Origin of the sequence: Sphingobium sp. SJ10-10 (assembly GCF_036038995.2) — a bacterium.
Taxonomy (GTDB): Bacteria; Pseudomonadota; Alphaproteobacteria; order Sphingomonadales; family Sphingomonadaceae; genus Sphingobium.
In genome coordinates, this window is sequence record NZ_CP158133.1 from 304,212 (window position 1) to 329,197 (window position 24,986).

The following is a 24,986-nucleotide window of genomic DNA, read 5'->3' on the forward strand; positions in this document are numbered from 1 at the left end:
AGCTGGGTCGATGCCGATCCGATTCCGCACGCGATAATCGATCGCTCTTTGCGCCTGCATTGGCAGAACAGGGCCGCCATGGCCCTGCTGCAACATTCGCCGGATTTACAGGAACAGAACGACCGCCTCTTCGCCCTCCAGCCGGATAATCAGTCGCGCCTTGAGCTGTTCGTTGTCCATGCGGGGTCCGGCGCGGCATCCTCGATGGTCATTCTGCCCGTCAGGGAAGATTATCTTATCATTCGCGGAAGGCTGATCGAAACCAGTCCGGGCAGCGAACAGATCGGCCTTATCTTCTTTTCCGCGCAGCATTTCATCGATCGATCGATCATATCCGATGACGTCAAGGACATATACCGGCTTACCAATGGCGAGCATAAAATATTGAACGCCATGATGAGCGGCATGAATGCGGAACAGATTTCCAGGAGTCTGGAAATTTCCCTGGAAACGGTCAGGACGCATATCCGCCGTATCTATTCAAAAATCGGCGTGAGAAGTCGTGAGGCGTTGTTCGCTCAACTACAACCGTTCAAGTTCCTTGCATATTGAGGTGATACCGGATGGCGGCCGCCAAGCTGCCGGTGGTGAAGGATATCGATGCGTTCCGCTTCGAAGGGACGCCGATCAACGAGGGGCTGGTCCGTTCGCTGCACGGTGGCGCGTTCCTGCCCGCACGGCGCAATGTCGTCCTGGTCGGCGGCACCGGCACAGGTAAGACCCACCTGGCTATCGCCGTCACCGCCAATGTGGTCCGCGCCAGGGAGCGGGGGGGTTACTTCAACACCATGGATCTGGTGACCCGCCTCAAAGAGGAATCCCGGATCGGCAAAAGCGGCGCGCTTGCCTCCCAGCTCTCCCAGCTCGATCTCGTGGTTCTGAACGAGCTTGGCTATCTGCCGTTCGCCCGTTCAGGCGGGCAGTTGCTGTTCCATCTGGTCAGCAAACTTTACGAGCAAACCAGCGTCACCATCACGACCGACCTGGCGTTCGGGGAATGGCCCACCATGTTCGGCGATCCCAAGATGACCACCGCTCTCCTCGATCGCGTGACCCATCATTGCGACATCATCGAGACCGGCAATGACAGCTGGCGCTTCAAGAACCGAAACTGATCCCCGCTGCACGCCGGGATTAAGATGCTTTGCGCTGCGCGCTCCTCCGATCGGGGATCCCGTTTGCACGCCGATTGACACGAGAGCGTCAAACGAAACCGCCAGATGCAGGTCGAACGGCAGAGCGCGCCGGGGCTTCGGGGACCATGGCACCGACGATCGGCAAGCCCAACGCGGTGCCATGGAGCGGTCCAGATTTTAAAAATGATTTATGATTCAATAATCAGTAGAATTCCTTCAGGAATCGCTATATCCACTGGCGCGGTCGAATGACCTGTAACAACCATCCGACAACGATCGGAATTCACGCGGAGGGGAAGATGTACCGTTTTGATGCTTATCTGGGGCGTTTCACGAAATTAGCGCTTTTGACCGGAACCTGTCTTGCCACTGCGGTGCCGCTCCCTGTCGTGGCGCAGGATAATTCCACCGCAGCCAACAGTCGAGGCGGCCTCGAAGACATCATCGTTACAGCGAGAAAGCGCGCTGAAAGTGTGCAGGATGTCCCTGTGGCCGTCACGGCCATGTCCGCGGAAATGATCCGCTCCGCTGATCTCACCAGCATCGAAAAAGTCGCTGCGCGCACGCCCAATCTGACGGTCGGCCGCGCATCCAACGGATCGGGCGCACAACTTACCATGCGCGGCATTGGGTCTTCCTCGACCTCGATTGGCATCGAGCAATCGGTTGCGACCGTTGTCGATGGAGCCTATTATGGCCAGGGTCGCGTCATCAACGAGGGCTTTTTCGATCTTGAGCGGATCGAAGTGCTCAAGGGGCCGCAGGCTCTGTTCTTCGGCAAGAACGCGACCGCCGGCGTGATTTCCATCACGACGGCCGATCCGGGAGACAAGGCCGAATTCTTTACCAGGGCCGGATATGAGTTCCGATCGCAACAGGTTCAACTGGAAGGTGTGGCATCGACCCCGCTTGGCGACACGCTGGGAATCCGGCTGGCGGTGCGCGGATCGAAAATGTTCGGCGGATATATCAGGAATCAGTCGACGGCGATGACCGTCAACACGCTGGATCCAACGACGGGCATCGTCACGCCGCACGCCAGCATTCCATCCGACACCGACCAGCCCCAGGAACGGGAACTGCTGGGCCGATTGACGCTCAAATGGACACCGACCGACGCGCTGACCAATACGCTCAAAGTGATGGGCGATTATAATAGGGTGAACAATGGCTCTTGGAACTATGTCGTCTATCGTTGCGCGACGGGATTCAGCACGCTCAATCCCGCCAATGCGTGCCAGGACAGATATATCACGCATCAAAACAAGATGCCGACGACCATCGCAGCGAACTTCCCCTATGCGAAGGATAGCGGCGAACTCTACAACACCTACAAATCCTGGGGCGCCAACAATACGCTAAACTACGCACTGGACAATGTGACCCTGACGTCGGTCACAAATTATCAGTGGAACAGCAACCAGTGGACGATCCCCGGCGAGCTTCAGGCCAATGTCGGTTCCATCTGGGCCACTGAGCGTTCGACCTGGCGCGCCTTTTCCGAAGAATTGCGCGCTCTGACCAGCTTTGACGGTCCGGTCAACCTCATGATTGGCGGTCTGTATCAGAGTACCAAGCGATTTCTGAACCAGGTCAGCGATCTTGGATTGGAAAATGCGGCGGCAAGCCCCGCTTTCCGCTATGTCTCGATCGACAAGATCTCCACCACCAAGGGTGAAACGCTGGCCGCCTTCGGCCAGGTGACATGGAAAGTGGTCCCTACGATCGAACTGGCCGGCGGCGTTCGCTACACGCATGAGAAAAAGGACAGCTTCTTCGTTCAACCCGACGTCAGCCCTGCCCTGACCGGGATTTTCGTACCTTCCACCGCGCCGGGCGGAACGCTGACCGCCAACCAGGTCTTCAAGGACTGGTCACCGGAAGCAACCATCACCTGGAAACCGACCAACGACATATTGATCTATGGAGCATATAAGACCGCATACAAGTCGGGCGGTTTTTCCAATGGCAGCTTCAATTCCGCGCTGTCATCCAACAATCTGGCTGATATCACCTTCGGGAAAGAAAAAGCCAGGGGCTTTGAAGCAGGCTTCAAATCGGAATTGTTCGACCGGCAGCTCAGGTTTAATCTGACCGCCTATAGCTACAAATATTCCGGTCTTCAGGTCGATTTCTTCAATTCGCCGATTTTCGCCTTCAACACCTTGTCAGCCGACGCGCGAACCAAGGGCGTGGAAATGGAATTCGAGTTGGCGCCCGCTGCTCTACCAGGACTGAATATCCATGGCGCCTGGAATTATAACCGTGCCCGCTATACCGATTTCCCGAATGCGCCCTGCTATTCCGGTCAAACCCCGAACCAGGGATGCAATCTGACCCTTGACGCCGTTACGGGCAATTATCGCCCGATCGCCGGTGCCGAAGTCGGCACGCGGCAGGACCTGGCAGGCGCTTCGCTTTCCATGGCGCCCAAATGGACCGGAACACTGGGCGCATCCTATGATACTGATCTGGGCGGCGATCTTTCCTTCGGTATCAGCGCCGACGCGCGCTATAGTTCCAGCTATCTGCCTTCCGGCTTTGGCCAGGCTCTTTCGCGCATCGATTCATACGTAACGCTCGACGGCGCCCTGCGTCTGCGGTCAACACAGGGATGGGAAGTCGCGCTGATGGGCAAGAATTTGACCAATCAATTCTACGTGACCGGCGTCGTCGATGGACCGTCCACCGGCAGCGGTACGGGGACACCGGGCGGGATCGCAGGCGACCAGATCGGTTTCGCCGGCATGCCGCGGACCGTGCAATTGCAGGTAAGCTGGCGGTTCTGACAGAAGCAACCAGCCCGGCGGGTTTTACCCCCGGGCTGGTCATACAGGCGGGCGCGGCACCCAGGCCAGTCCACCAAGGACGGCGGAAATGATTGAAATCCAAACCGATATGCATTTCGGCGCCAGCCAAAAGGCAGCCGTCATCGCTATTGCCGTCGGGGGCGGACTCATGCCCGCCCTCCAACCAGTGCTGCTTGGCACGTTGCTTGCCGAAGGGCGTATCGACGCAGTTGAACTCGGCCGGGCGGCAACCGCCGAAGGATTAGGCATGGCGATCAGCGTCACGCTTGCAAGCCGCTTCCTGTCGGCAGAGCATTTGCGGTGGCCCCTGACCGTCGCCCTTCTCGTCATGGCTCTTTGCAACATGAGTACGCCCTTTGCCGGAGCGGAAGGGCTGATAACGCTAAGAGCGCTGAGCGGCATTTCCTGCGGCATCCTGCTCTGGCTGATCCTTGGCATGTTCGCGCGTGTCCAAGATCCCGCGCGCCTTTTCGCGATCTATGTCACGGCGCAATCGACGAGCGCCTTTTTGCTCTCTGCGACAATATCCAATTTCATTGCCCCATATTTCGGCAGCATGGTAAGCTACGGAATGGTGGCGGCCTTTGGCCTGGTGCTGCTCGCCATTCCTCCCTTCATCCCGCCCTCTTATCCGCCTCTACACGGGTCCGGATCCGACGCAGGGCCAAGGCCCACCCTGTCCGGTCTTCCCGGTCTTGCGGCAATTTTCCTCTATATGGCAGCGATTATTGGTTTCTGGGCCTATCTGCTCCCTGTTGGCGAAGAAACTGGAATCGCAAGGCATCACATCGCCCAGGCGATGAGTCTGTCGCTGGCGGTCCAGATCGCAGGGGGTCTGGCGGCATGCGCCACGGCAGGAAGAATCAGCGCTGCGACGGCATTCTGCGCCAGCGCCGCTGCCAGTATTGCAGGGCTTCTGCTGGCGATCAGCGGCACCCTTGTGGGCTGGTATCTGGGCACCGCCATCTTCGCCTTCGCCTGGATATTCTGTCCGCCCTTCCACATTCCCTTTCTGCTCACAATCGACCCCAGTCGCCGTAGCGCGCTCTTTGCAGGCAGCGCACAGTTGTTCGGTGTATCCTTCGGCCCTTTCGCCGCGTCGCTGACGGTACAGCCGCAGCAAATGATCCACGTCGCCTGGCTCAGCCTTGCCTTTTTAATGGGCAGTGCGATGCTGGTGATCGGCCTGTTTATTCAAAGACTTTCTTCTCTGAAAATTGGTTGTTAAGCGCAAGAGAGGGATCGGTCACGGCAACCAACGTGCCCCTGTTACTGCCCGAAAACAGCGATCCGTAGATTTCCGGCAGCTGCTCGAAACCCTGACGCACATCCTCTCTATGTCGCAATTCGCCCTTCTCGACCCATTGACGCAAATGTTCCCGGATTTCTTCGTAGCGGTCGCGGTAGTCCGTCGATATGAAGCCCTGCATCCGCACGCTGCCATAAACGAGCTGCATCATATCGCGAGGGCCGGGTGCAGGATTTCCGGCGTCGTAACCGGCAATCTGTCCACATAGGATGATGCGGCCGTGCCGAGCGATATTGTCGACTGCCGCCTGCAACATCGCGCCGCCGACATTGTCGTAGAAAATATTGATGCCATCAGGGCAAAGTTCGCCGAGGCGGGCCGCGACATCCTCAGTCTTGTAATCGATCACCGTATCGGCCCCATATTCGTCGCGCAACATGGCACATTTGTCCGCTCCACCGGCAATACCAATCGTCCGCAGGCCAAGAATATGGCCGATCTGAAGCGCTGCGGAGCCCGTCGATCCGGCCGCGCCGGACACGACCAATGTTTCGCCCGCCATCGGTTGGCCAACGAAAACAAGGCCCGCATAAGCCGTGATCATATTAAGGGTATAGACGGCTACGCCCTCGAACAGGGAAAGGCCCGGTTCGATGAGTTCAACCTCGGTCACCGACGGATCGACGATCTGATAGTCCGACCAATGGCCGAAATAACGCACATCCGCACCTGCGGGAAAGGCAGGATGCGCCGATCGCATGATCGTGCCCCCAGCGAAGGCGATGATGGGGTCACCCGGCATGATGGCCGGACTATGCGCAGAGCGCTTCGCATTCATCCAGCCGCGCTGCGCCGGGGTGCACAGGAACAGCCTGTTCCTGATCAGCAGTTTCCCCGGCGCCGGTCCTTCGTCTGACAACTCCTCCGTCGACATGACGAAATTTTCGGGGGACAGACCCTGCGCGGGAGCCATTCGCAAACGCCATTGCCGATTCAACACATGTTTCTCCCGCCGACTCTTATTGCCCTTGCGCACCTAGAATAATATGATTTATGGATCAGTAGTCAATGAAGAGTATCCATGCGGATCGATTGAACGGAGACGCGGATGATTTGCGAAGGACGTTTCCTGGGCCGCATCGCGCTGGTGACGGGTGCCCTGCGAGGGATCGGACGCGCGGTTTGTGAACGGCTGGCAGCGGAAGGCGCCTATGTGCTCGCGACCGACCTGGACGCTGCCGACAGCGACCTGGCGCTGACCCTGCCCTCGGGCATCGCTTATAGCCGGCTGGATGTCGCGATGGAAGAGGATTGGCGAAGCACCCGTGATGCTATCCAACGGGATTTCGGCCGTCTCGACATTCTCGTCAATAATGCAGGCATCGACCTGGTGTCCGAGGTCCAGGATACCGCGCTGGAAGAATGGCGACGTCTGATGCGTATCAATGTCGAAGGCGTCTTTCTTGGCGTGAAGGCCTTTACCGATCTGTTGCGGCAGGGTGGCGCCAGCATCGAAGGCGGCGCCAGCGTCATCAACATATCGTCGATGTTCGGCCTGGTCGGTAATGGCGAAACCGCCTGTTACAACGCCAGCAAGGGCGCCGTGCGGCTGTTCACCAAGAGCGTCGCGCTGCAATTCGCAGAAAAGACCTGGCCCATCCGGGTCAATTCCGTACATCCCGGCTTCATCGACACCTCGCTGATGGAAAATGGCATGGAACGGGCCGTGGCGCAGGGCAAGGGCGCGGATGCAGCCCAGTTGAAGAAGCAACTGGCGCTTGCCGCGCCCATGGGGCGCCTTGGCCGCTCGGACGAGATCGCGGCAGCCATCCTGTTTCTCGCCTCGTCCGATGCGAGCTTCATCACAGGGGCCGAACTGGTGGCCGATGGCGGCTATACCGCGCGCTGACAGGAGAAACGATCGTGACCGAAGCACTGCTGCGCCGCCTCGACGAACTGCAAACAGCCGAAAAGGCGCGGAATGCCATCCATGATTACTGCCTTGCCCTCGACACTGGCGATTTCGCGCTTCTCGCCCGTATTTTCAGCGCGGACGTCGTCCTTGGCCTTCCCGGTGGCGACAGCATCGAGGGCATCGATGCGGTCCTGGACTTTTTCCGGACCGCGACAGCGCAACCGGCCACCCACAGGAAGCATTTCACCACCAATGTCACGATCCGACAGTGCGACGGCAACGACGTTTCGGGAGAATGTTATTTCCTGTCATTGCTGGGCGATCCGGGCAATCTGGTCCTGGCGTGGGGCCGCTTCGCCTTCACCGCGCGGCGGCAGGACGAGGGCGTCCGGATCACCCGCCTCGATCTGATTGTCGAGCAGGCTCCGGCGCCGGTTTCCTTCCTTGCATCAGGATCCTGATCATATGAATATGCTCGCCGAGTTGGTCGCCGTCGATGCAATCAAACAAGACATTCTGGCCAGGGCGCGGACGCAGGACAGGCAGGGCGACACTCCCCTTGCTGGACCTACCGATGGCTTCACCCGGATCAGCAATATCTGGACTGTGATCCGTGGACCGCTGGCTTTCTCGGAAAGCTACACGATGTCGGGCGGGAAGGACGTGCTGCGCGGCGGACGCTATCTCGACCGGCATGAGTGCGGCGCCGACGGCTGGCGCCTGAAGCAGCGACGCCATGTCGAAGACTGGTTCACAGGCCTGGACATCCCCACGCCCGACCTTGCCATTGCCGGCCCCGCCCTGTTCGCGCCGCGGGGCGGAACCGGCGGCCAGGATCCAGCCGCCCTGTTGCATGCTCTCGGTCATGCGAGAGCCGCCCTATCACCGGAGCAAGGAAAGACCATGTCCGAAACCATCTCTCCCAAGGATGTTGAAACGCTCATCGCCCGGGATGCGCTGCACAGGCTCGTAGTGACCTATTGCCGCGCGATCGACCGCGGCGACAGCGAAATGCTCGCGTCGATATTTCACGGCGACGCGGTTATCATCGCCGGAGTCTGCAATGGTCCCGCGCAGAATTTCGCCAGGGAAGTTCCTGCCATCGTCCAGACGGGCCTGGAAATGTGCTTTCACTCCGTCGCCAATGAATGGTTCGAGATCGACGGCGACCATGCCGTGGGCGAATGCTATGTGGTCGCCTTCAACCGGAGCCGGGATGCGACGGCGCCACAGGAATCGATGGTGGCGGGACGTTATGTCGATCGCTTCGAGCGGCGCGACGGCTTATGGAAGATCAGCGAACGCGTCTTTGTCGAGGACTGGCGGAGCGTTCGCCCCGCCAGTCCTCCCCCGCCCCGTCAAGACGGATGCGAATATGGCGCGTTCGGACGGATCGATCCGGTCTATCGTTTTTGGCCGGTGGACCAATAGTCTGGACGGCGCCATGTCTGCTGCGATTATTTTCGCGCCGGCGGGTCGACGAAGCGGGCGATGGACTGATGGAAATGCTGCAGGGCATATTCATTGCGCCCCAGCAGGAATGATTTTCCGCCATTATTCTCGGATGCATGCTGGATCGCATAATCCAGCACGAAATCCTCATTCTGCGTGATCTGCTTGTACGTCGCCTCGAAACCTTTGGCCTCGGCCAACACTTCCTCAGTCGGTTCGCGGCGCGTCAACAGAGTCTGGACGCATGTGGTCTGATCAGGCTGCAGACCGGGATACAGCCGCGTCACAAGAGGCCAGTCCCCCCAGCAACTGGCAATCATGGTGTTGGGGAACATATAATAGACAGTGGCGAAGGCGGCGGCAACGTCCCATTCTTCTTCCGGACGCTGACGTTCCTGATGGATCGCCTTGTCGGGCAGCAGCATGCGCGAATGGATGTCCCATATATCCGTGACGTTCGCATTGCCGATCAAGGTCGGCAGGCTTTTCCCATGCACCGAAGCAAAGTGATAATTCTCGATGAAGCCGTCTTTGCAGAACTTCCAGTTCGGCCCCGCGAAACTGTGACTCCACATGAAGCTCATGTCGGCAAGCCCGATCTGCTCCAGTTCCGCGCCATAATCGCCCAGGAAATCGTCCAGGTCGAAGGGCGCGTCCGGGTCCAGCACGCCAAAGATGAGGCCGTGCCGTTCCTGGACGCGGATTTCGGTCAGGCCCATATTTTCCTTGGAACAGGGACCGAACAGCTTTTCGGCGGTCAGCCCGACGAGATCGCCCTTCGCCGAATAGGTCCAGCCATGATAGGGACAGGAAAAGCGGGCGCCCTTACCTCGTCCCGACGCCACCGGCGCTCCCCGATGGCGGCAGGCGTTGAAAAAGGCATGGGCTACGCCATCCCCATCGCGCGTCGCAAGAATCCGGAAGCCCGGCACATTGTCGAGGCTGACATAGCTATTGGGCTGGGGCAATTCACAACTCAGCGCCAGGACGATCGGACGGCGATGGAACAGCTCCTTAACCTCCCTCTCCCAATATTCGGGATCGAGATAGAGCGAAGCCGGCAATTCCAGAGGAGCTTCCGCCATGGTGCAGGAACCGCGATCGACCATGTCGATCAGGCGCTTCATATGGTGGACCTTGGTGGATTGTTCCAATTTCATCATCGACTCCTGCCCAACACATTCATGCCGTTCGATCAATAACGGAAAGTCAACTGCAAGGTAACGGTGCGCGGCATGTTCACGAAACCAAGTTGGTCCGCGGGAACGCCCGCTGCCGTGCCCGTTCCGCTGCCCGTTGCGGGTGCGTCGAACGCACCCGTCACGTAGAAGCGGTTGGTCAGGTTCTTGCCGATCAGGGCGAGTTCCAGACGATCATCGGCGGTTCCGATCCGGGCGGACGCGTCCAGCGTCATGTATCTGGGCTGCCGCGACAACGCATTGGCGAAGGCCGACGCCAGGTAGCTGCTGGAATAGCGCCCCTCTGCCGACAATCCCAGCTTCATGCCATTGCCCAGCGACGTGTCGTAGGATGCGCCGATGACGCCGGTCCATTTCGGCGCGACCGAGGTTGGCTTGCCCGACAGATCCTGGAAGGGCGAGCCGCCATTGCCGATGAGCGTGCAGCCTTGCGCCGGCGTTTGTCCTGCATAGCAGGGCGCCAAGAAATTGCGGTAGCGCGCCTTGTCGTAATAGAGGCTACCGCGCAGATTGAGACCGGGCAACGCGCGGGGCGCATATTCCAGGTCCAGTTCGACACCCTTGGTGATCACGGAGCCCGCATTGAGCGTGATGAAGGCGAAGGTCGGCGAGTTGAAGAAATCGACCTGCAAATTCTTGTATGTGTACCGGAACAGCCCGACGTCGAAGCGCAATTGATTGTCAAACAGCTTCGTTTTGATGCCGCCTTCGAACCCTGCCGCCTTTTCGGGATTGAAAGCGAGATCGTTGACCGTCGTCTGCGCGCCAAGGATCGCGCTGTTGGAAAAGCCGCCGGATTTATATGCGGTCTTGTAGGCACCATAGATGGTGACATCGTCACTGGGTTTCCACCGCACGGTCGCTTCCGGCGACCAGTCGTTGAATGTCTGGTCGGCGTCGATCCGGACATTGGGCAGCCAGAGCCCGGCGAAGAACGGATTGACATAGGGATGCACGAAATAGCTCTTCTTCGTTTCATGCGAGTAACGCACGCCTGCGCTGGCTTCCACGCTCGGCAGGACAGACCAGATCACCTGCCCGAACAGCGCAACCGTCTCCCCCTTCGTATGGGAATTTTTCGACATGGCGACGAAACGGTTAGCCGTGCTGGCCGCCGAGTTTTCGGCGCCCGCAAAGGCAATGGTCTGATCGAAATTGCGGCGCGTGCTCTGGTAAAGGCCGCCGACCATCAGGTTGACCGGCGAATCGAAGCTGGTGAGGACGCGCAATTCCTGTGAAAATGCCTTCCAGTTGTTTTTTTCCGTGGTCCAGGTTCCAGTGAGATCCGCTGACTGAAAATCGCAATCGCAGCTATACCGGGTCCGGTTGTAATTATAGTTGGTGACCGATGTAAGCGTTACATCTTCCAACCGATATTCGATATTGCCGGTCAGAGAATAAGAGCGGTAGCGATTGTCCAGACCGCCATCCGATTCGGCAAAAGGAAATACCTTGGCGATGTCTGCGGGCAGATTATTGTGATAGTTCACAAAGTCGCGCTCACAGGCCGGTGGCGTCTGGCCGGGCGCGAAAAGCGAACTGACGCCGCCGGGACAGGCATAGGCAACATAATTATAGGATGAATTGCCGATCTTGCTGATCGTCGTGCTGCCGGTGAGCGTCGCGGTCAGACGATCCGATGGATCCCATTGCAACGTGGCGCGGCCGAGAATTTCGTTGCCGCCCGGCGCATCCCGAACAGCTGGTGCCGCAGGATGAACGGAAGTCGGAAAACCGGCAGCGCCCGCATCGGTCGTCACATAATTGATCGAGCCTGCGCGGTTTTCGAAATAGCCCCCGTACATTTTGGACGCCCGCAAAGCCACGCGATAACCCAGTGTGTCGGTAAGCGGACCGGACACATAGCCTTCACCCAACAGATTCTGACCCGCAAATTCGTAGGAAGCCCTTGCCATGGCCTCGAAACTGGAGGTGGGCTTCGCCGTGGTGATCGACACCACGCCAGCCGTGGCGTTCTTCCCGAAAAAGAGCGCTTGCGGCCCTTTCAGCACTTCTACTCTGGCCAGGTCGAAAAAGCCTTCATTGATGATGCGGCCCTGCCCGTAATAAACGCCGTCCACGACCACCGCGATGGACTGCTCGATACCAATCGAGGTCGAAGACGAACCGATGCCGCGCATGTTGAGCTGCGCGCCCGAACCGTTGGATGCGCGCCCCACGGAAAAGTTGGGCGTCGAAGCCGCCACCTTTTCCAGACTGGTCAGGTCAGCGCGATCGATCTGCTCTGCGCTGAACGCATTGATCGCGACCGGCGCATCCTGGGTCGTTTCAACGCGCTTGCGCGCGGTCACGACGATATCCTGGAGCCCCCCCTCGACCGCCGTTTGCTTCTCCGTCTGGGCCAAGGCCTGACCGGGCGCCAGCACCGCAACGGCCAGAACCGTCGCCAGCGCGGCTCCCCATTTCACCGACGATGCATGGACAGTCCGATTGTCTTCCAGAAATAACATGATCCTGCTCCCTCAAGCGGCCGTGCGAGCGATCCGCCGCCAACGCCCCTTCGTTATGTCGCAACCATAACCCCCGGATCGCAAAAGGACAACAAAAATGATTATTCAGTCATAAAAATTCAAAAATTCGCCTGGGCCATTCACCATCGGAAAATGAGGCCGAAATCCTATCTATTCATAAATATCTATATATATCAACATATTATGAAATTTTCTAAAGCCGTAACACAATATGAAAGCGAGGGTTGCAAGATGCATATCCGCAACATGGATAGAAAATTATGAATTGAACGTCATTATTGATATCCATTTTTCCGATGCACAAAATGAGCGGGCCGGGCTTACGACTCATGCTGAAGGGGGAGCATTTCGATCAGGCGGTGATATGATTATATCGCGGCGGCAACGACCGCTTCGCAGCCAGCATCCCAAAAGCATCGGCAAGCGCGGCGTCGACCATCTGCGCGTAGCGGACTGCCCGGCGACGCCAGGCCTCCCGTCAGGCAATATGAACGCGCCAGCCATGGCTCTGGGTTGGCTGGCGGCCGACATTATCGGAGCGGACGACGGCTAAGGCATTTCAAAAATATGACTGGATAATCATTTGTGTTGAAGTTTATGCGCCGTCGCGCATAATGGACATAACAGCAAGGCGCCCGATCAGCGCGCCCCACAGCCTGGGAGAATAGGATGTCACCCGACCGTTCCGTCATGATCGAGGCAATGAAGCGCCTGATCGGCAATGTCGAAGCCAAGACCTGCACCATGGCCGATTCGATCATGGAATTGCCCTCCGCTTATTATCTGGACGAGGAATATTGGAAGCGGGAGGTCGACCGGCTGTTCCACAAAAGTCCCATCGTCCTGGCTTTAAGCTGCGAGATAGCCGAACCCAACAGCTATGTCGCGCTGGACAATGTGCCCGGCTTCCGCATCGTCGTGACCCGCGACGGCAAGGGGCAACCCCACGCCTTCTACAACGCCTGCTCCCATCGCGGCGCGCCGGTCGTTTCCGGCCGGGGCAAGGCTCCGCGCTTTTCCTGTCCTTACCATAGCTGGACCTACACGACGGAAGGCAAGCTGGTCGGCGTGACGTCCGAACGGCTGTTTGGCGAATGCGCCAAAGGCGAAATGGGTCTGACCCCTATCCGGGTCGAGGAACGCCATGGCCTGATCTTCGGCGTGCTGGACCCGGACGCGCCCTTCGACCTGGACGATTTCCTGGGCGATTATGGCGCGGAACTGGAACAGGTCGGCCTTGCCCATATGCATCATATGTGGAGCCATGATTTCAAGGGGCCAAACTGGAAATTCTGCAAGGACGGCTTCATCGAAAACTACCATTTCGCGAGCGTTCACAACGAAAGCCTGCCCACTTTCATGGGCGACATCAACGTGACGGACATGTGGGGCATGCATTCGCGCATCCTGTTGCCCGATGTTGAAATCCATCGCCAGCGCACATTGCCTGAAGAGGAATGGAATCCGCCAGCGGCGTTCGCCACCGTCTATTACATGTTTCCCAACACCATGATTTCGACCTGCTGGGGCGACTGGCCGCTCATTACCCGGCTCTATCCCGGTCTGCGGCCCGACGAAAGCACGGCCGTCCAGACCTTGCTGTCCCGCAACGTCCCGACGCCCGAGACGATCGCGGAGGCGAAATCCTGGGAGGCGAGCTACAAGCGCATCACCCAGGAAGAGGATTATGTGCTGGATTACGGCATCCAGCATGCGGCAGAAAATGGGCACGGCAGAATCTACCGTCTGGGCCGCAACGAGGCCGCATTGCAGCATTTCCACCAGTCGGTCGCCCGGCTGGTGGATCCGCCCGTCGGCCTGACGAGCCGCGCCTCGCAAAAGCGGATGGAGGAAATGGCATGAGCGCCGATCTGGAAGGACGGGTCGCCATCGTCACCGGCGGCGCCAGGGGCCAGGGCGCCGCTACCGCCCGGCTGTTCGTGGAGAATGGCGCACGCGTCGTCATCGCGGATGTTCGCGATGAGGAAGGCCATGCGCTGGCATCCGAACTGGGCGATGCCGCACAGTTCGTCCATCTGGACGTGACGGACGAATCCAACTGGCAAAATCTGGTGACGGCCACGACCGAGCGGTGGGGCCACATCGACATATTGGTGAACAATGCGGCGATCCTGCTGGTATCTGCCCTCAACGATGTAAAGAAAGCAGAGTTTTCTCGTCTGCTGGAAGTCAATGTGCTGGGCGCCTGGCTGGGCATGAAGACCGTTTCGCCCGTCATGATCGATCGGAAACGCGGCTCCATCATCAATGTCTGTTCCACCGCCGCGCTGTGGGGGATGCACGGAACGGGCGCCTATCTGACCAGCAAATGGGCATTACGGGGCATGAGCAAAACCGCCGCCATGGAACTGGGCTGGCAGGGCGTGCGCGTCAACGCGATCTTCCCCGGCGGGGTGAACACGCCCTTCGCCAATCCCGACGGCGCCGGCGAAGACGACATGAACCAATATTTCAAGGGACAGCCGATCCAGCGCATCGGCCGCCCCGACGAAATCGCACAGACGACACTGTTCCTTGCTTCCGACAAGGCATCTTATGTGTGTGGCGCGGAAATAGCCGTCGATGGCGGCATGACGCTGGGCGTTTACGGTGACTTGTATCCCGGCGGCCCCAATTCGCCACAGACGGCAGGTTGACCGATGAAGGGGGGCTCCAGCCGGGGAGCCCCCCTTCATCGGTCAATATCGGCTCACCGGATTTTCGGCATCTCTGCGACTCATCGCGGTGAAGCCGTCGAATTGCGGATTGCTTCGCGACAAAATGGCTTGCGTCCGCGCTTCGATCGATTCATCGAAATTGTCTGACGTGAAGATATAGAAGCGTTTCGCTTCAACCCCTTCAAATGCCTGACGCGCAACGGTTTCGGGGTCAGCACCGCCAGCGGCAATCGACCGGAGCGCTTCGGGTTCTTCTATATCGGCGGCGGCGCTGCGCAGATGCGCGGGACGCACACGCTCTGTCTCGAATATCCGGGTATTGACCAATCCCGGACACAACATGCTGACACCGATCGGCGCATCCCTCTCGAGCAGGGAGGCATAAAGCGCCTCTGTCACCCGTACGGCGGCATGCTTGCTGGCGCCATAGACTGGAGAGCCTGCGCCGCTGATGAAGCCCGAGACCGATGTGGTGTTCAGGATATGCGCCGGTCTGTCCGCCTCCAGCATAAGAGGGACAAAGCTGCGCAGACCGTTGACGATACCCAGCACATTGACATCGAACGCCCAATGCCAGTCCTGAACTTCATATTCCCAAACCGCCCGGTGGCGCCCTCCCGGAACGATGCCGGCATTGTTGCACAGAAGATCGACCACTCCGAACCGGGCATAGGCTTGGTCGGCCATGCGTTCCACATCGGCAGCATCAGAGACATCGACCCGCATCATATGGACCTCCACCGAGGGGCAGCTTTCGGCGGTGGCACGCAATCCAGCCTCATCCACATCGGCGATTAGCATGTTCATGCCCCGGCTGGCAGCCGCACGCGCCAGCGCCGCGCCAATACCGCTGGCGCCGCCGGTGATGACGGCTGTCTGTCCTGAGAAACTATGCGCCATCACCCCCTCGTTTCCGTCAGCCAGCTTCGCAGCGAATAGCTGGCGTCATCGGGGTGCCGTTGCTCATCGCCCTTCGGCATGAGGGCATGCACGCCCGCCGGGAAAGACCCCGCCACCTCCAGATCGATAATGATGGTGCGACAGGCTATCTTCCATTCGCCGTTCCGCCGTTCGAACCGGTCGAGATAACGGCCGACATGGATTGCCGGTTTGCTTGCGTCTCCGTCCTTCATCACGGAGATTGAGAGCAGATAGGATTCGCCCGTCGCGCGATCGCCTGCGATCTCGAACAGGCAGTTGGAGGTCAGATGCGACGTCGTAACCGCATGGACGCGCAGGGCCGCCGGAGTCGTTTCGGCGAAGGCGTGCGCACTGCCCGAAAAGGAAATCATGTTCACCGTTGCGTCGTCGAAGAACACCGCCTTGAGCTGATCGACATCACAGCGGTCCAGCCCCCGCGCATAACGGTTCACCAGTTCGAGAAGATCGCTCCTGTCGAGCATTTCCTGAATGCGATCGGTCATGCCGTTTCCTTTCCCATAGTGCCTCGGTTCAACCGGCCTCGCCCATTTGCAGATCACCGGTGATCCTGATGCCTGCGCCATCGACGCGATAATGCTTGTTCATGAAGATCAGCAGCGACGTCATCGCCTCGGCCGCAGCGGAATTGGCGAGGGCACCCGCATGCAGACCCCGCAGCCCGATCGCATGGGCCATTGCGACGACAACCGCGCGCGATTCCTTGTCGTCGCCGAACACCAGTACATCGCATCCCACATCGACATCTTGTGCGAGCTTGTGTGCCGCGACGTTGTGAAATGCCGAAACCAGCCTGACGCCTTCGCCCAGTATCGCCTGCGCCCGCAATGCCGCGCTGCCTTCTTCGGGCAACTGCACGCGCATGACGCGGGGCGGAACCAGCGGAACGGTCGTGTCCACGACGATCTTTCCATCCACGAAGGGCGCGATGTCCCGCATCGTCGCATCCTGCGCCGCGAAAGGCACGGTCACCAATATGACGTCCGCTCTCGCGGCGGCATCCGCATTGCCAAGGCCTTCGGCGCCATGTCCGATCCGTTCGGCTTCCGCGGCGGCACTCGCGGCCGAACGCGAACCGATCAGGATGCGATACCCCGCTTTGGCCAGCCGGCTGCCGATCGCGCTCCCCAGGCTGCCGGTGCCGCCCACGATCGCAATGCATTGATCCTTGTTCAAAATCATGTCCTCTCCAATTGATGTTCACGGGAAGCGGAAGGATCAGCTTCTTCCGGCAATAGATCATAAAGAGTGGTGCGCTGACGTAGCGGACGGCCGATGGAGCGGGCAAGACGTGCCATGGCAGGCTGATCGAACAATTGCCCATGCACTCCGCCCGCCGCACGCGTAATGGATTCGTCCATCAGCACGCCGCCCAGGTCGTTCGCTCCTGCATCCAATATGGCAGCCGCGCCGTCCGGACCCATTTTAACCCAACTGACCTGAATATTGGGAATAAGCGGGTGCAGGACGATACGGGCAACGGCATGCATCAGCACGGCTTCGCGATAGGTCGGACCGGACCGGCTTGCTCCCCTTCGCCAGAAGGGTGCCTCCATATGCACGAAAGGCAACGGAACGAACTCGGTAAAACCGCCGGTTTCCCGCTGCAACGCCCGGACCTGCAACAAGTGGCTCGCCCAATGCGTGTAATTATCGACATGACCGAACATGATGGTCGCCGTGCTGCGTAGCCCCACGCCATGCGCCGCACGCATGATCTGTATCCATTGATCGGCCGTGACCTTGTCCGGCGCGATGATCGCCCGCACATCCGGATCGAGAATTTCGGCCGCCGTACCCGGCAGGGTCGAAAGTCCCGCCGCCCTGAGCCGAGCCAGATAATCTTCGATCGGCAGACCCAGCGTCGTCGCGCCGTGATGAACCTCCAGCGCTGAAAAGGCATGAATATGAAGCGACGGCGCGGCGGTCCTGACGGCATCGACGATCGCCAGATAGGTTTCGCCGTCATAGTCGGGATGAATTCCGCCCTGTAGGCAGACCTCCGTCGCGCCGCGCTCGACGGCCTCGACCGCGCGGCGGCTGATTTCAGGCAGGTCCAGCCGGTAAGCCGGTCCGCGCAGCGCCTTGGTGCTGCCCTTGGAAAAGGCGCAGAAACCGCATTTGTAGAGGCATATATTGGTATAGTTGATGTTGCGATTGACGACATGAGTGACCGTGCTGCCGACAGCCTCCTGCCGTATCCTGTCCGCCATTTGCACGACCGCGGAAAAATCGCCGCCATCGGCCGTGAACAACGTGGCGATAGCCTCCCGCGTCGGTTCCTGCCCATCGGCCAGTCCCGCCAATATGCGGGAGATTCGCGGCGAAGTCTGCTGCCCCAGGATCAGATCGGGCGCAGCGAGACCGGATCCGGCATGCCAGTCATCCGCGCGAACCAGCCCTTGCCCGTCCACCTGGCGGCGAACCGAAGGGGCAAGGCGCGGATCGAGCCATTTGCCTGGTTCTGATGCATGGCGCGGCCCGATAGCAAGGCGCTGCCGCAATATCCGACCCGCTCGGGCGGATGCCTCGTCAAGTGTCGCCAGATGCGGCCATGGCGCTTCAGGATTGACATGGTCGGCGGTCACGGGCGACACGCCGCCCCAATCATTCATGCCTGCCGCGATCAGGGATTCCAGCGCATCGGGTTGCAGATTGGGGGGCACCTGTATGCTGACATCCCGTGGCAGAATGAGGCGGGCGACCGCAATGCTCCAAAGCAGTTCTTCGAGTGGCGCATCGGCATGGCCAGCCATCAGCGTTCCCGGCTTGGCCCGGAAATTCTGGACGATAACCTCCTGGATATGGTCATGGCGCAGATGAAGGTCGCGCAACGCGCACAGCGCCTCAACCCGCTCGAACCGCGTTTCGCCGATGCCTATCAATATGCCGCTGGTAAAAGGCACTTTTGCTTCGCCGGCAGCCGCGATCGATGCCAGTCGCACAGCAGGCCTCTTGTCGGGAGACCCGAAATGCGGGCCGCCCTTCTCACACAGCCGCTCCGAACTGCTTTCCAGCATCAATCCCATGGATGCCGCGTGCGGGCGCAGCATCGCATAATCGTCCGGCGACAATATGCCCGGATTGAGGTGCGGCAGCAGCCCCGTCTCCTCGAACACCGCCCTGGCCGCCGCAGCCACATAGGCCAGCGTACTGTCATAGCCATGGTCCGTCAGCCATAAGCGCGCCGCGCCATAGCGATCCTCCGGGCGATCCCCCAATGTGAAAAGGGCTTCGCGGCATCCCTGCCGGGCACCCGCCCGCGCGATCGACAAGACCTCGTCCATTTCGAGATAGGGGCTGTCCATACGCCTCGGCGTCGTGGCGAAGGTGCAATAATGGCAGACATCCCGGCACAGGCGGGTCAGCGGAATGAAGACCTTGGGAGAATAGGTGACGATCGGCCCGAACGCATCAAGCGCAACGGCGCCCGCAGCCTCCATGAGGGCGGCAGTTTCAACCTCACCCATGAGGGCCATGATCTGAGTAGGTGACATCACGGCATCCAGCGGCATTACGGGATGGTCAGACATATGCGCGTGCGTTCCTCAACGAAGTGCATCCGGTGAAATTCGCCAGGATCGGCCATGGCGGCAAGTCCGGCAAAACCCCGCCTGTACAGCAGAGGATAGCGTAGAAAAAAATGACTGTCTAATCATTTACTGGCCCGACGGCGCGTTCCTGACCGCTCTGAAAGGCCGCCATGTCGGCCTTGAGCCGAGATCCGGCAAGCAGGAACAGGACGGCCGCAGGCAGGCTGGTCAGGGACATGATCGCCAGCGACCAGGCCAACGCATCGCCCGGTCCACTGAAATGCCCGACAAGGGCGTCGCTAAGTACTCCGGTCGCAAAAGGCCCGGCAGCCCCCCCCAATCCTGCTGTCACCACGATGCAGCCGGCGGCCAAAGCCCGATTCGAAGATCGCACCAGCGATTGTGCGATAGCTGCCTGAGGGGGAATCCAGCAATTGAGGAGGATGGCGCCGACAATCCCCGCGGGCAGGGAAAGCATCGGCGTCACGGCGATACGATATTGATAAACCGCCATCAGGGGGACGACGAGCATGGCCGCCGCAGGCATCCAGCAATACCAGCGGACATCTCTTCGGCTCAAGAAATCGCTCAGAAATCCGCCACCGAACATGCCAAGGGCACCGCCCACGCCCGATATCAGAGCCACGATGATGGTGATCTGTTCGATGGACAGCAAAAAGACGCGGCCGTAAAATGGCGCATTCCAATTCAGCGCCGCATTCAATGGAATAGCGCCCAGAAAGCCCGCAGCCAGCAACCGGCGATAAGCGCCGGACCCCAATATTTCCTGGAGCGCCTCTGTCATGCTGCCCGATGCTACGGCTATTGCGCGTCCGCTGTCCGCTTTTCCATGCGGTTCGTCCCGCAGGAAGAAAAGGATCAGCGGGACCACCGCCAGACCTATGCCACCCAGCAGGACGAAGGTCGTCCGCCATCCCAAAGCGGCGCTCAACATTCCGCTGGAAAATATTCCCAGCAAAGTGCCCAGAGGGAAGACCATCTGCCAGATCGCGATCGCACGGCCGCGCTGGCGAGCGGGAAATTGATGCGAAAGCAAGGCCTGCGCAGCGGGAGAACAACCTGCTTCACCGATCGCGACGCCCATGCGCAACACAGCCAGCGCCAGGAAACCGTTGGCGAGACCGCACAGCATCGTCAGCCCGTTCCACGCGGCCAGACAGACCAGAATGACCCGTTTGGGCGAAAGACGATCGGCCAGACGGGCAATCGGTATCGCTGCCAATGTGTAGACCAGCGAAAAGGACAGGCCCGTGATCGCACCCAATTGGGTATCGCTCAATCCCAGCTCCGCCTTGATGGGAACTTGCAGGATCGAGATGCTGAGACGATCCATGTAATTGGTCAGCCCGACCAGCATTAGCAGCAGGAGCGTGAGCCATTTGTTGAAGGGGGCGACGCGCATTCCGCCCCGAGGCCTCGGTATGACTCCCGAATCATCCATCATCCTTCTCCTTTATCCTGCCGTGCGCACAAAGGATGAAGCTTGAGCGGTCACCTCAACGCAGTGGGCGGATGAATTATCCGATAGCCATTCGCACGCTTGCTCAGGAAAGCGCCGCCCGGTAGAGATCAGCCAAGCGAAAGGATCAAGATGGCGCGTAAGGCTACGGAAACGGCGGCGGAAAGCACGGCTGCCGGAACAAAAACGAAAACGGTCGCGGGAAGGCGTGCGGAACGTCAGATCGCCACGCGGCGCAAGATTCTGGATGCCGCTGCGCGCGTCATCGGCCGCTATGGCTATGTGGGCTGCTCCGTCGCCCGAGTGACAGCCAAGGCGCGAATGGCTCATGGCACCTTTTACCTGTATTTCAAATCGCAGCAGCAATTGTTCGATACGATATTGCCGACGTTGGGAGCCGAAATACTGACGAGCATCGCCGCGGCGATTGGAGACGAAACCGACCCCATCGAAATCGAGCGGCTCGGTTTCACCGCCAATATCGCTTATACGGCCAGCCATCCTTATATGAACCGCGTGCTCTACGAGGCGCAATTGTTTGCGCCCAAAGCATATCGCCGCTGGCTGGACGGCATAGCCGAAAGCTATGTCCGCTCGTTCAAGCGTACGCTGACGAGCGGACCTTTCGCCTCCGCGAGCGATGAGCAATTGCATATGCTGGCAATCATGATCGTGAACGCGCGAACCGCGTTGCTGTTCAGGATCGACAATAAAACCGCCGCTCAACCCGATTTCGTCAAGGAAACGATCGAAACCTACCTGACATTCGTCACCAACGGATTGGGCATCTGACACACCGGATCCGTCAGAGCGCGTGCCGGGCAATGCGCGTGACATGCCATCCCGCCGTTCCGAATTGCGAACCATTGGCGAGAATGCGCTTAAGATAATGCCCGGCCGAACATTCGTCGGTCATGCCCATGCCGCCATGAATCTGGATCGCGCTTTCGCCAACCTGGCGTCCGGACCGGTCGGCCTGCGCCTTGGCCGCAGAGATGCGCACCGACATATCGGACACGGAATCATCGAAAGCCTTCAAAGCGTCGGCGACCATGGCCGCCGCCATCTGTTCGGCAATATACATATCGACCAGCCGGTGCTGAAGCACTTGGAAACTGCCGATCGGTTGCCCGAACTGCTTGCGGACCTTGGCATAATCCAACGTGTCGCGGTTCAACCCGGCAATCGCCCCAACCGTCTCCGCAGCCGCGCAAATCGCAGCCAGATCGTGAAGCACGGCAAGAGCGGGCGTCGCTTCGCCCCCGATCGCCTCGCCTTGCGCATCAGCCAGGACGACACGACTGGCCATGCGATTGTCGATAAGCCGGTAGTGCTGAAACGCCACGCCCGGCTGGTCCCGGTCGAGCAGATAGAAACCCAGAACACCCTGTTCATCGCGCGCAGACACAATGAGCTTTGCAGCCATCCCGCCATCCATCACGTGAATCTTCTGCCCGCTCAACCGTCCACCACGGACGCTCGTCTCGACATGATCGAAAATATCGCCCGAATTTGCCTCACGATGGGCAAAACCGAGGCGCAATTCGCCCGCAACGATTGCTGGCAGCAACGTACGCTTCAGGTCTTCAGAACCTAACGTGGCGACAAGCGTAGCTCCCAGGACGATGCTGTCCATATAGGGCATTGGCAGAAGATTATAACCTATCTGCCGCATGACCATCGCAAGGTCGGCCGCGCCGCCGCCAATGCCGCCATATTCAGGGCTGATACCGATAGCGAACAAACCCTGTTCGCCAAAAGCGGCCCATTCCTCGCGACCGCAGACGAGATTGCCCGACCGGCATCGGTCGATGCTGAAATATTGCTCGGCTAACCGCTCGACTGTCGCCCCGACCAACCGCCGGTCTTCCTCATCCAGATTTGTCATATAGGTCATAGCCCCAGCACCGCCTTCGCGATGATATTTTTCTGCACTTCGCTTGACCCACCCCAAATGGAATAAACCCGGCCGAACAGATATTCGCCTACGGCCCCCGCAGCTCCTCTGGGCGCAACGAGCGGCGCGGTATCCCCCGGAACGAGCGCTTCAGCCTGGAAAGAAAGCCCGGCCTGGGACAGGGCATCGACATGTGCACCGGAAATCGCCTGAAGCAATTCGGCGCTGACGATCTTGAGCATGGATGCGGAAAGGCCTGGATCGTTGCCCGCTTCAAGTTCCGAGAACATCTGGCTGCACAGGCTGACCAGGCACATGAGTTTGAGCTCCAGCTCTCCCAGGCGCTGGCGCCAGGCCTGCGTTTCCACCAACGCCACCGGACCTTGTCGGATTTCGGAGAGAAAGAAACGCAACTGCGCCATCAGCCGCTGCGCCTTGCCCACCTCTGCCGAGATCAGGCGTTCATTGTCGAGGAGGAATTTGGCATAGGTCCAGCCGCCGCCTTCCTGTCCCACCAGATTTTCAACCGGAACCCGGACTTCGTCCAGGAAGACTTCGTTCAGATCCTCAACCAGATTGATGCTCTTGATCGGCCGGACCGAAACGCCCGGGCTTTTGAGATCGATCAGAAGGAAAGATATGCCCCGCTGCGGTTTCGCATCGGGATCGGTCCGCACCAGCGTGAACATCATGTCCGCCCACTGCGCCATGGATGTCCAGATCTTGTGGCCGGACACGACGTAATGATCTCCGTCCCGTACCGCTCGCGTCTGCAAATTCGCCAGATCCGATCCGGCCCCACGCTCCGAATAGCCCTGCGCCCACCAGATGTCATGGCTGACCGTCGGCGCCAGCCACCGCTGCTTCTGCGCCTCGTTGCCGAAGCTGTAGATAACGGGACCGACATAGGTGATCCCGAACGGCGCCAGCCAGGGCGACCCTGCCCGATAAAGTTCGTTTTCGAACACCCAGCGCTTGAGGCGCGACCAGCCCAGACCACCATATTCCTGCGGCCAGTGCCCAATCAGCCAATCTTTTTCTTGCAGAATGCGCATCCACCGGACGAAATCCGTCTTATCCAGATGCTGGTTCAGAAGCACCTTCGACCGGATGTCCGCCGGAAGTCCGGTCTTGCAGAACTCCGCAACCTCCTCCCGGAATTCAGCAAGATCCTTCGCCATTTCCATTTAACCTGTTCCCCGATCACATTTCCAACGCGGCAACCCCGGCTCCAAAAGCGCTAGGCACTCTCCGCCCGACCGTCACCGATCACCAATTCGCTAAGTCCGCCCTTGCGCAGAACAGTTTCGGGAATGCCGTTGGGGTTCAGAAGCCCACCGAACCGCAAGCGATTGTCAGCGTGATTGAGCTGATGATAGGCGAAGGCCAGATCGATGGATTTTTGCAGACCCTGCATGTCGAGTGCAGCGTTGACCGCTTCCTTGGCAAGTTTGATGGCCAAAGTCGGCTTCGCCGCGATCTTGCGCGCCATATCGTGGACGAACATCTCAAGATCGGCTGTCGGGACGACATGGTTGACCATCCCCATTTCGCGGGCCTGGCGGGCGTCCCAGCTGTCGCTCGTAAACAGCAGCTCCTTGGCCTTGCGACCGCCCAATTCCCAGACATGCGCAAAATATTCGACGCCAAGAACGCCTATATTGACAACCGGGTCCTGAAACAGGGCATCCTCGGCAGCCACGATGATATCGCAAATCCAGGCAAGCATCAGCCCACCGGCAATGCAGGCGCCCTGAACCTGCGCGATGACTGGCTTGGGGATCGAACGCCAACGGCGGCACATGTCCAGATAGGTTTCATGTTCCCAACCCAACCATCCTTCGACGTCGCCCGTTTGCACGTCGCCCCAGGTCGAAGTCAGATCATAGTCTCTGCCGACCGCGTCATGGGCGAGATCCTTGAGGTCGTGTCCCGTCGAAAAATGCCGCCCTGCTCCGCACAATATGATGCAACGAACCGCCTTGTCGCGCGCCGCGCGCATGAACGCCTCGTTCAAGGCATAGATCATCGCGACATTCTGGGCATTGCCGGCAGATGGACGGTTGAGCGTGATCCGGGCGATCTCGTCCTCCAGGTTCTCATATAGAACCAGCCCTGTTTCATTTGGCACTACCACCCTCCAAACTCCCGAATCACCATGACGGGTCATTCATATTTTTCTCTGAAATCGTTTTTTCCAAATGCC

21 protein-coding genes and 1 pseudogene are annotated in these 24,986 nt (G+C 59.3%); 11 read left to right on the forward strand and 11 right to left on the reverse strand.

Annotation, left to right across the window (positions count from 1 at the left end):
- Nucleotides 1-78: 78 nt before the first annotated feature.
- The 4 genes and pseudogenes from VVT58_RS24430 (at nt 79) to VVT58_RS17080 (ending at nt 5,174) form a co-directional block, all read left to right on the forward strand.
- Nucleotides 79-552, forward strand: a complete 474-nt coding sequence (locus VVT58_RS24430) for a helix-turn-helix transcriptional regulator (protein WP_405053749.1) — start codon at nt 79-81, stop codon at nt 550-552.
- A gap of 5 nt (nt 553-557) precedes the next feature.
- Nucleotides 558-1,115, forward strand: a pseudogene (gene istB / locus VVT58_RS17070) (IS21-like element helper ATPase IstB); the annotation flags it as partial.
- Nucleotides 1,116-1,435: 320 nt separating this feature from the next.
- A complete protein-coding gene (locus tag VVT58_RS17075) occupies nt 1,436-3,925 on the forward strand; it encodes a TonB-dependent receptor (protein WP_327754910.1) in 2,490 nt (829 codons plus the stop codon).
- An 88-nt stretch (nt 3,926-4,013) separates the two neighbouring features.
- Nucleotides 4,014-5,174: a hypothetical protein gene (locus VVT58_RS17080; protein WP_327754909.1), complete on the forward strand. Its 1,161-nt coding sequence runs from the start codon at nt 4,014-4,016 to the stop codon at nt 5,172-5,174.
- Here VVT58_RS17080 and VVT58_RS17085 read toward each other — a convergent pair.
- A complete protein-coding gene (locus VVT58_RS17085; RefSeq protein ID WP_352000125.1) occupies nt 5,137-6,231 on the reverse strand; it encodes an NADP-dependent oxidoreductase in 1,095 nt (364 codons plus the stop codon). The two genes, VVT58_RS17080 and VVT58_RS17085, sit on opposite strands and share 38 nt — an antisense overlap.
- A 72-nt stretch (nt 6,232-6,303) precedes the next feature.
- Between VVT58_RS17085 and VVT58_RS17090 the strand changes: the two genes are divergently transcribed.
- Genes VVT58_RS17090 through VVT58_RS17100 form a run of 3 tightly spaced genes read left to right on the forward strand, consistent with a single transcriptional unit; the run spans nt 6,304 to nt 8,541 of the window.
- Nucleotides 6,304-7,104, forward strand: a complete 801-nt coding sequence (locus VVT58_RS17090; RefSeq protein ID WP_327754907.1) for an SDR family oxidoreductase — start codon at nt 6,304-6,306, stop codon at nt 7,102-7,104.
- 14 nt (nt 7,105-7,118) lie between these two features.
- Nucleotides 7,119-7,571: a nuclear transport factor 2 family protein gene (locus VVT58_RS17095; RefSeq protein ID WP_169576210.1), complete on the forward strand. Its 453-nt coding sequence runs from the start codon at nt 7,119-7,121 to the stop codon at nt 7,569-7,571.
- A 4-nt stretch (nt 7,572-7,575) separates the two neighbouring features.
- Nucleotides 7,576-8,541: a nuclear transport factor 2 family protein gene (locus tag VVT58_RS17100; protein WP_327754906.1), complete on the forward strand. Its 966-nt coding sequence runs from the start codon at nt 7,576-7,578 to the stop codon at nt 8,539-8,541.
- Nucleotides 8,542-8,567: 26 nt separating this feature from the next.
- Here the strand turns inward: VVT58_RS17100 and VVT58_RS17105 are convergent, their stop codons facing one another.
- Together VVT58_RS17105 and VVT58_RS17110 are read right to left on the reverse strand one after the other, a co-directional pair.
- A complete protein-coding gene (locus VVT58_RS17105) occupies nt 8,568-9,725 on the reverse strand; it encodes an aromatic ring-hydroxylating dioxygenase subunit alpha (protein ID WP_169576208.1) in 1,158 nt (385 codons plus the stop codon).
- Between the two features lie 32 nt (nt 9,726-9,757).
- A complete protein-coding gene (locus tag VVT58_RS17110) occupies nt 9,758-12,232 on the reverse strand; it encodes a TonB-dependent receptor domain-containing protein (protein ID WP_327754905.1) in 2,475 nt (824 codons plus the stop codon).
- A gap of 385 nt (nt 12,233-12,617) precedes the next feature.
- On the opposite strand from VVT58_RS17110, the gene VVT58_RS17115 reads away from it, so the two are divergent.
- The 3 genes from VVT58_RS17115 to VVT58_RS17125 all read left to right on the forward strand — a co-directional run bounded on the left by VVT58_RS17115 (nt 12,618) and on the right by VVT58_RS17125 (nt 14,910).
- The gene (locus VVT58_RS17115; RefSeq protein ID WP_327754904.1) at nt 12,618-12,806 is read left to right on the forward strand and encodes a hypothetical protein; all 189 of its coding nucleotides are present in this window, start codon (nt 12,618-12,620) and stop codon (nt 12,804-12,806) included.
- A 116-nt stretch (nt 12,807-12,922) separates the two neighbouring features.
- Nucleotides 12,923-14,116, forward strand: coding sequence for an aromatic ring-hydroxylating dioxygenase subunit alpha (locus VVT58_RS17120; protein ID WP_327754903.1), 1,194 nt, complete (start codon nt 12,923-12,925; stop codon nt 14,114-14,116).
- Nucleotides 14,113-14,910 (forward strand): glucose 1-dehydrogenase, encoded by a 798-nt coding sequence (locus VVT58_RS17125; RefSeq protein WP_327754902.1) that lies wholly within the window; start codon nt 14,113-14,115, stop codon nt 14,908-14,910. Before VVT58_RS17120 ends, VVT58_RS17125 begins: the two co-directional genes overlap by 4 nt.
- 42 nt (nt 14,911-14,952) lie before the next feature.
- On the opposite strand, the gene VVT58_RS17130 is transcribed toward VVT58_RS17125, so the two are convergent.
- The 5 genes from VVT58_RS17130 to VVT58_RS17150 all read right to left on the reverse strand — a co-directional run bounded on the left by VVT58_RS17130 (nt 14,953) and on the right by VVT58_RS17150 (nt 20,826).
- Nucleotides 14,953-15,831: an SDR family NAD(P)-dependent oxidoreductase gene (locus VVT58_RS17130; RefSeq protein ID WP_327754901.1), complete on the reverse strand. Its 879-nt coding sequence runs from the start codon at nt 15,829-15,831 to the stop codon at nt 14,953-14,955.
- The gene (locus tag VVT58_RS17135) at nt 15,831-16,355 is read right to left on the reverse strand and encodes a nuclear transport factor 2 family protein (RefSeq protein ID WP_327754900.1); all 525 of its coding nucleotides are present in this window, start codon (nt 16,353-16,355) and stop codon (nt 15,831-15,833) included. The genes VVT58_RS17130 and VVT58_RS17135 overlap by 1 nt, the downstream gene beginning before the upstream one ends.
- 28 nt (nt 16,356-16,383) lie before the next feature.
- Nucleotides 16,384-17,052: an NADPH-dependent F420 reductase gene (gene npdG, locus VVT58_RS17140; protein WP_327754899.1), complete on the reverse strand. Its 669-nt coding sequence runs from the start codon at nt 17,050-17,052 to the stop codon at nt 16,384-16,386.
- Nucleotides 17,049-19,403 (reverse strand): 5-amino-6-(D-ribitylamino)uracil--L-tyrosine 4-hydroxyphenyl transferase CofH, encoded by a 2,355-nt coding sequence (cofH, locus tag VVT58_RS17145; protein ID WP_405053750.1) that lies wholly within the window; start codon nt 19,401-19,403, stop codon nt 17,049-17,051. The genes npdG and cofH overlap by 4 nt, the downstream gene beginning before the upstream one ends.
- A 118-nt stretch (nt 19,404-19,521) precedes the next feature.
- A complete protein-coding gene (locus tag VVT58_RS17150; RefSeq protein ID WP_327754898.1) occupies nt 19,522-20,826 on the reverse strand; it encodes an MFS transporter in 1,305 nt (434 codons plus the stop codon).
- Between the two features lie 189 nt (nt 20,827-21,015).
- On the opposite strand from VVT58_RS17150, the gene VVT58_RS17155 reads away from it, so the two are divergent.
- The gene (locus VVT58_RS17155; RefSeq protein WP_087573581.1) at nt 21,016-21,675 is read left to right on the forward strand and encodes a TetR/AcrR family transcriptional regulator; all 660 of its coding nucleotides are present in this window, start codon (nt 21,016-21,018) and stop codon (nt 21,673-21,675) included.
- A 13-nt stretch (nt 21,676-21,688) separates the two neighbouring features.
- Here the strand turns inward: VVT58_RS17155 and VVT58_RS17160 are convergent, their stop codons facing one another.
- Genes VVT58_RS17160 through VVT58_RS17170 form a run of 3 tightly spaced genes read right to left on the reverse strand, consistent with a single transcriptional unit; the run spans nt 21,689 to nt 24,911 of the window.
- The gene (locus VVT58_RS17160) at nt 21,689-22,780 is read right to left on the reverse strand and encodes an acyl-CoA dehydrogenase family protein (protein ID WP_327754897.1); all 1,092 of its coding nucleotides are present in this window, start codon (nt 22,778-22,780) and stop codon (nt 21,689-21,691) included.
- Nucleotides 22,777-23,967, reverse strand: coding sequence for an acyl-CoA dehydrogenase family protein (locus tag VVT58_RS17165; RefSeq protein WP_327754896.1), 1,191 nt, complete (start codon nt 23,965-23,967; stop codon nt 22,777-22,779). The genes VVT58_RS17160 and VVT58_RS17165 overlap by 4 nt, the downstream gene beginning before the upstream one ends.
- 53 nt (nt 23,968-24,020) lie before the next feature.
- Entirely contained in the window at nt 24,021-24,911 is an 891-nt protein-coding gene (locus VVT58_RS17170; RefSeq protein ID WP_327754895.1) for an enoyl-CoA hydratase, read from the reverse strand.
- Nucleotides 24,912-24,986: the final 75 nt, after the last annotated feature.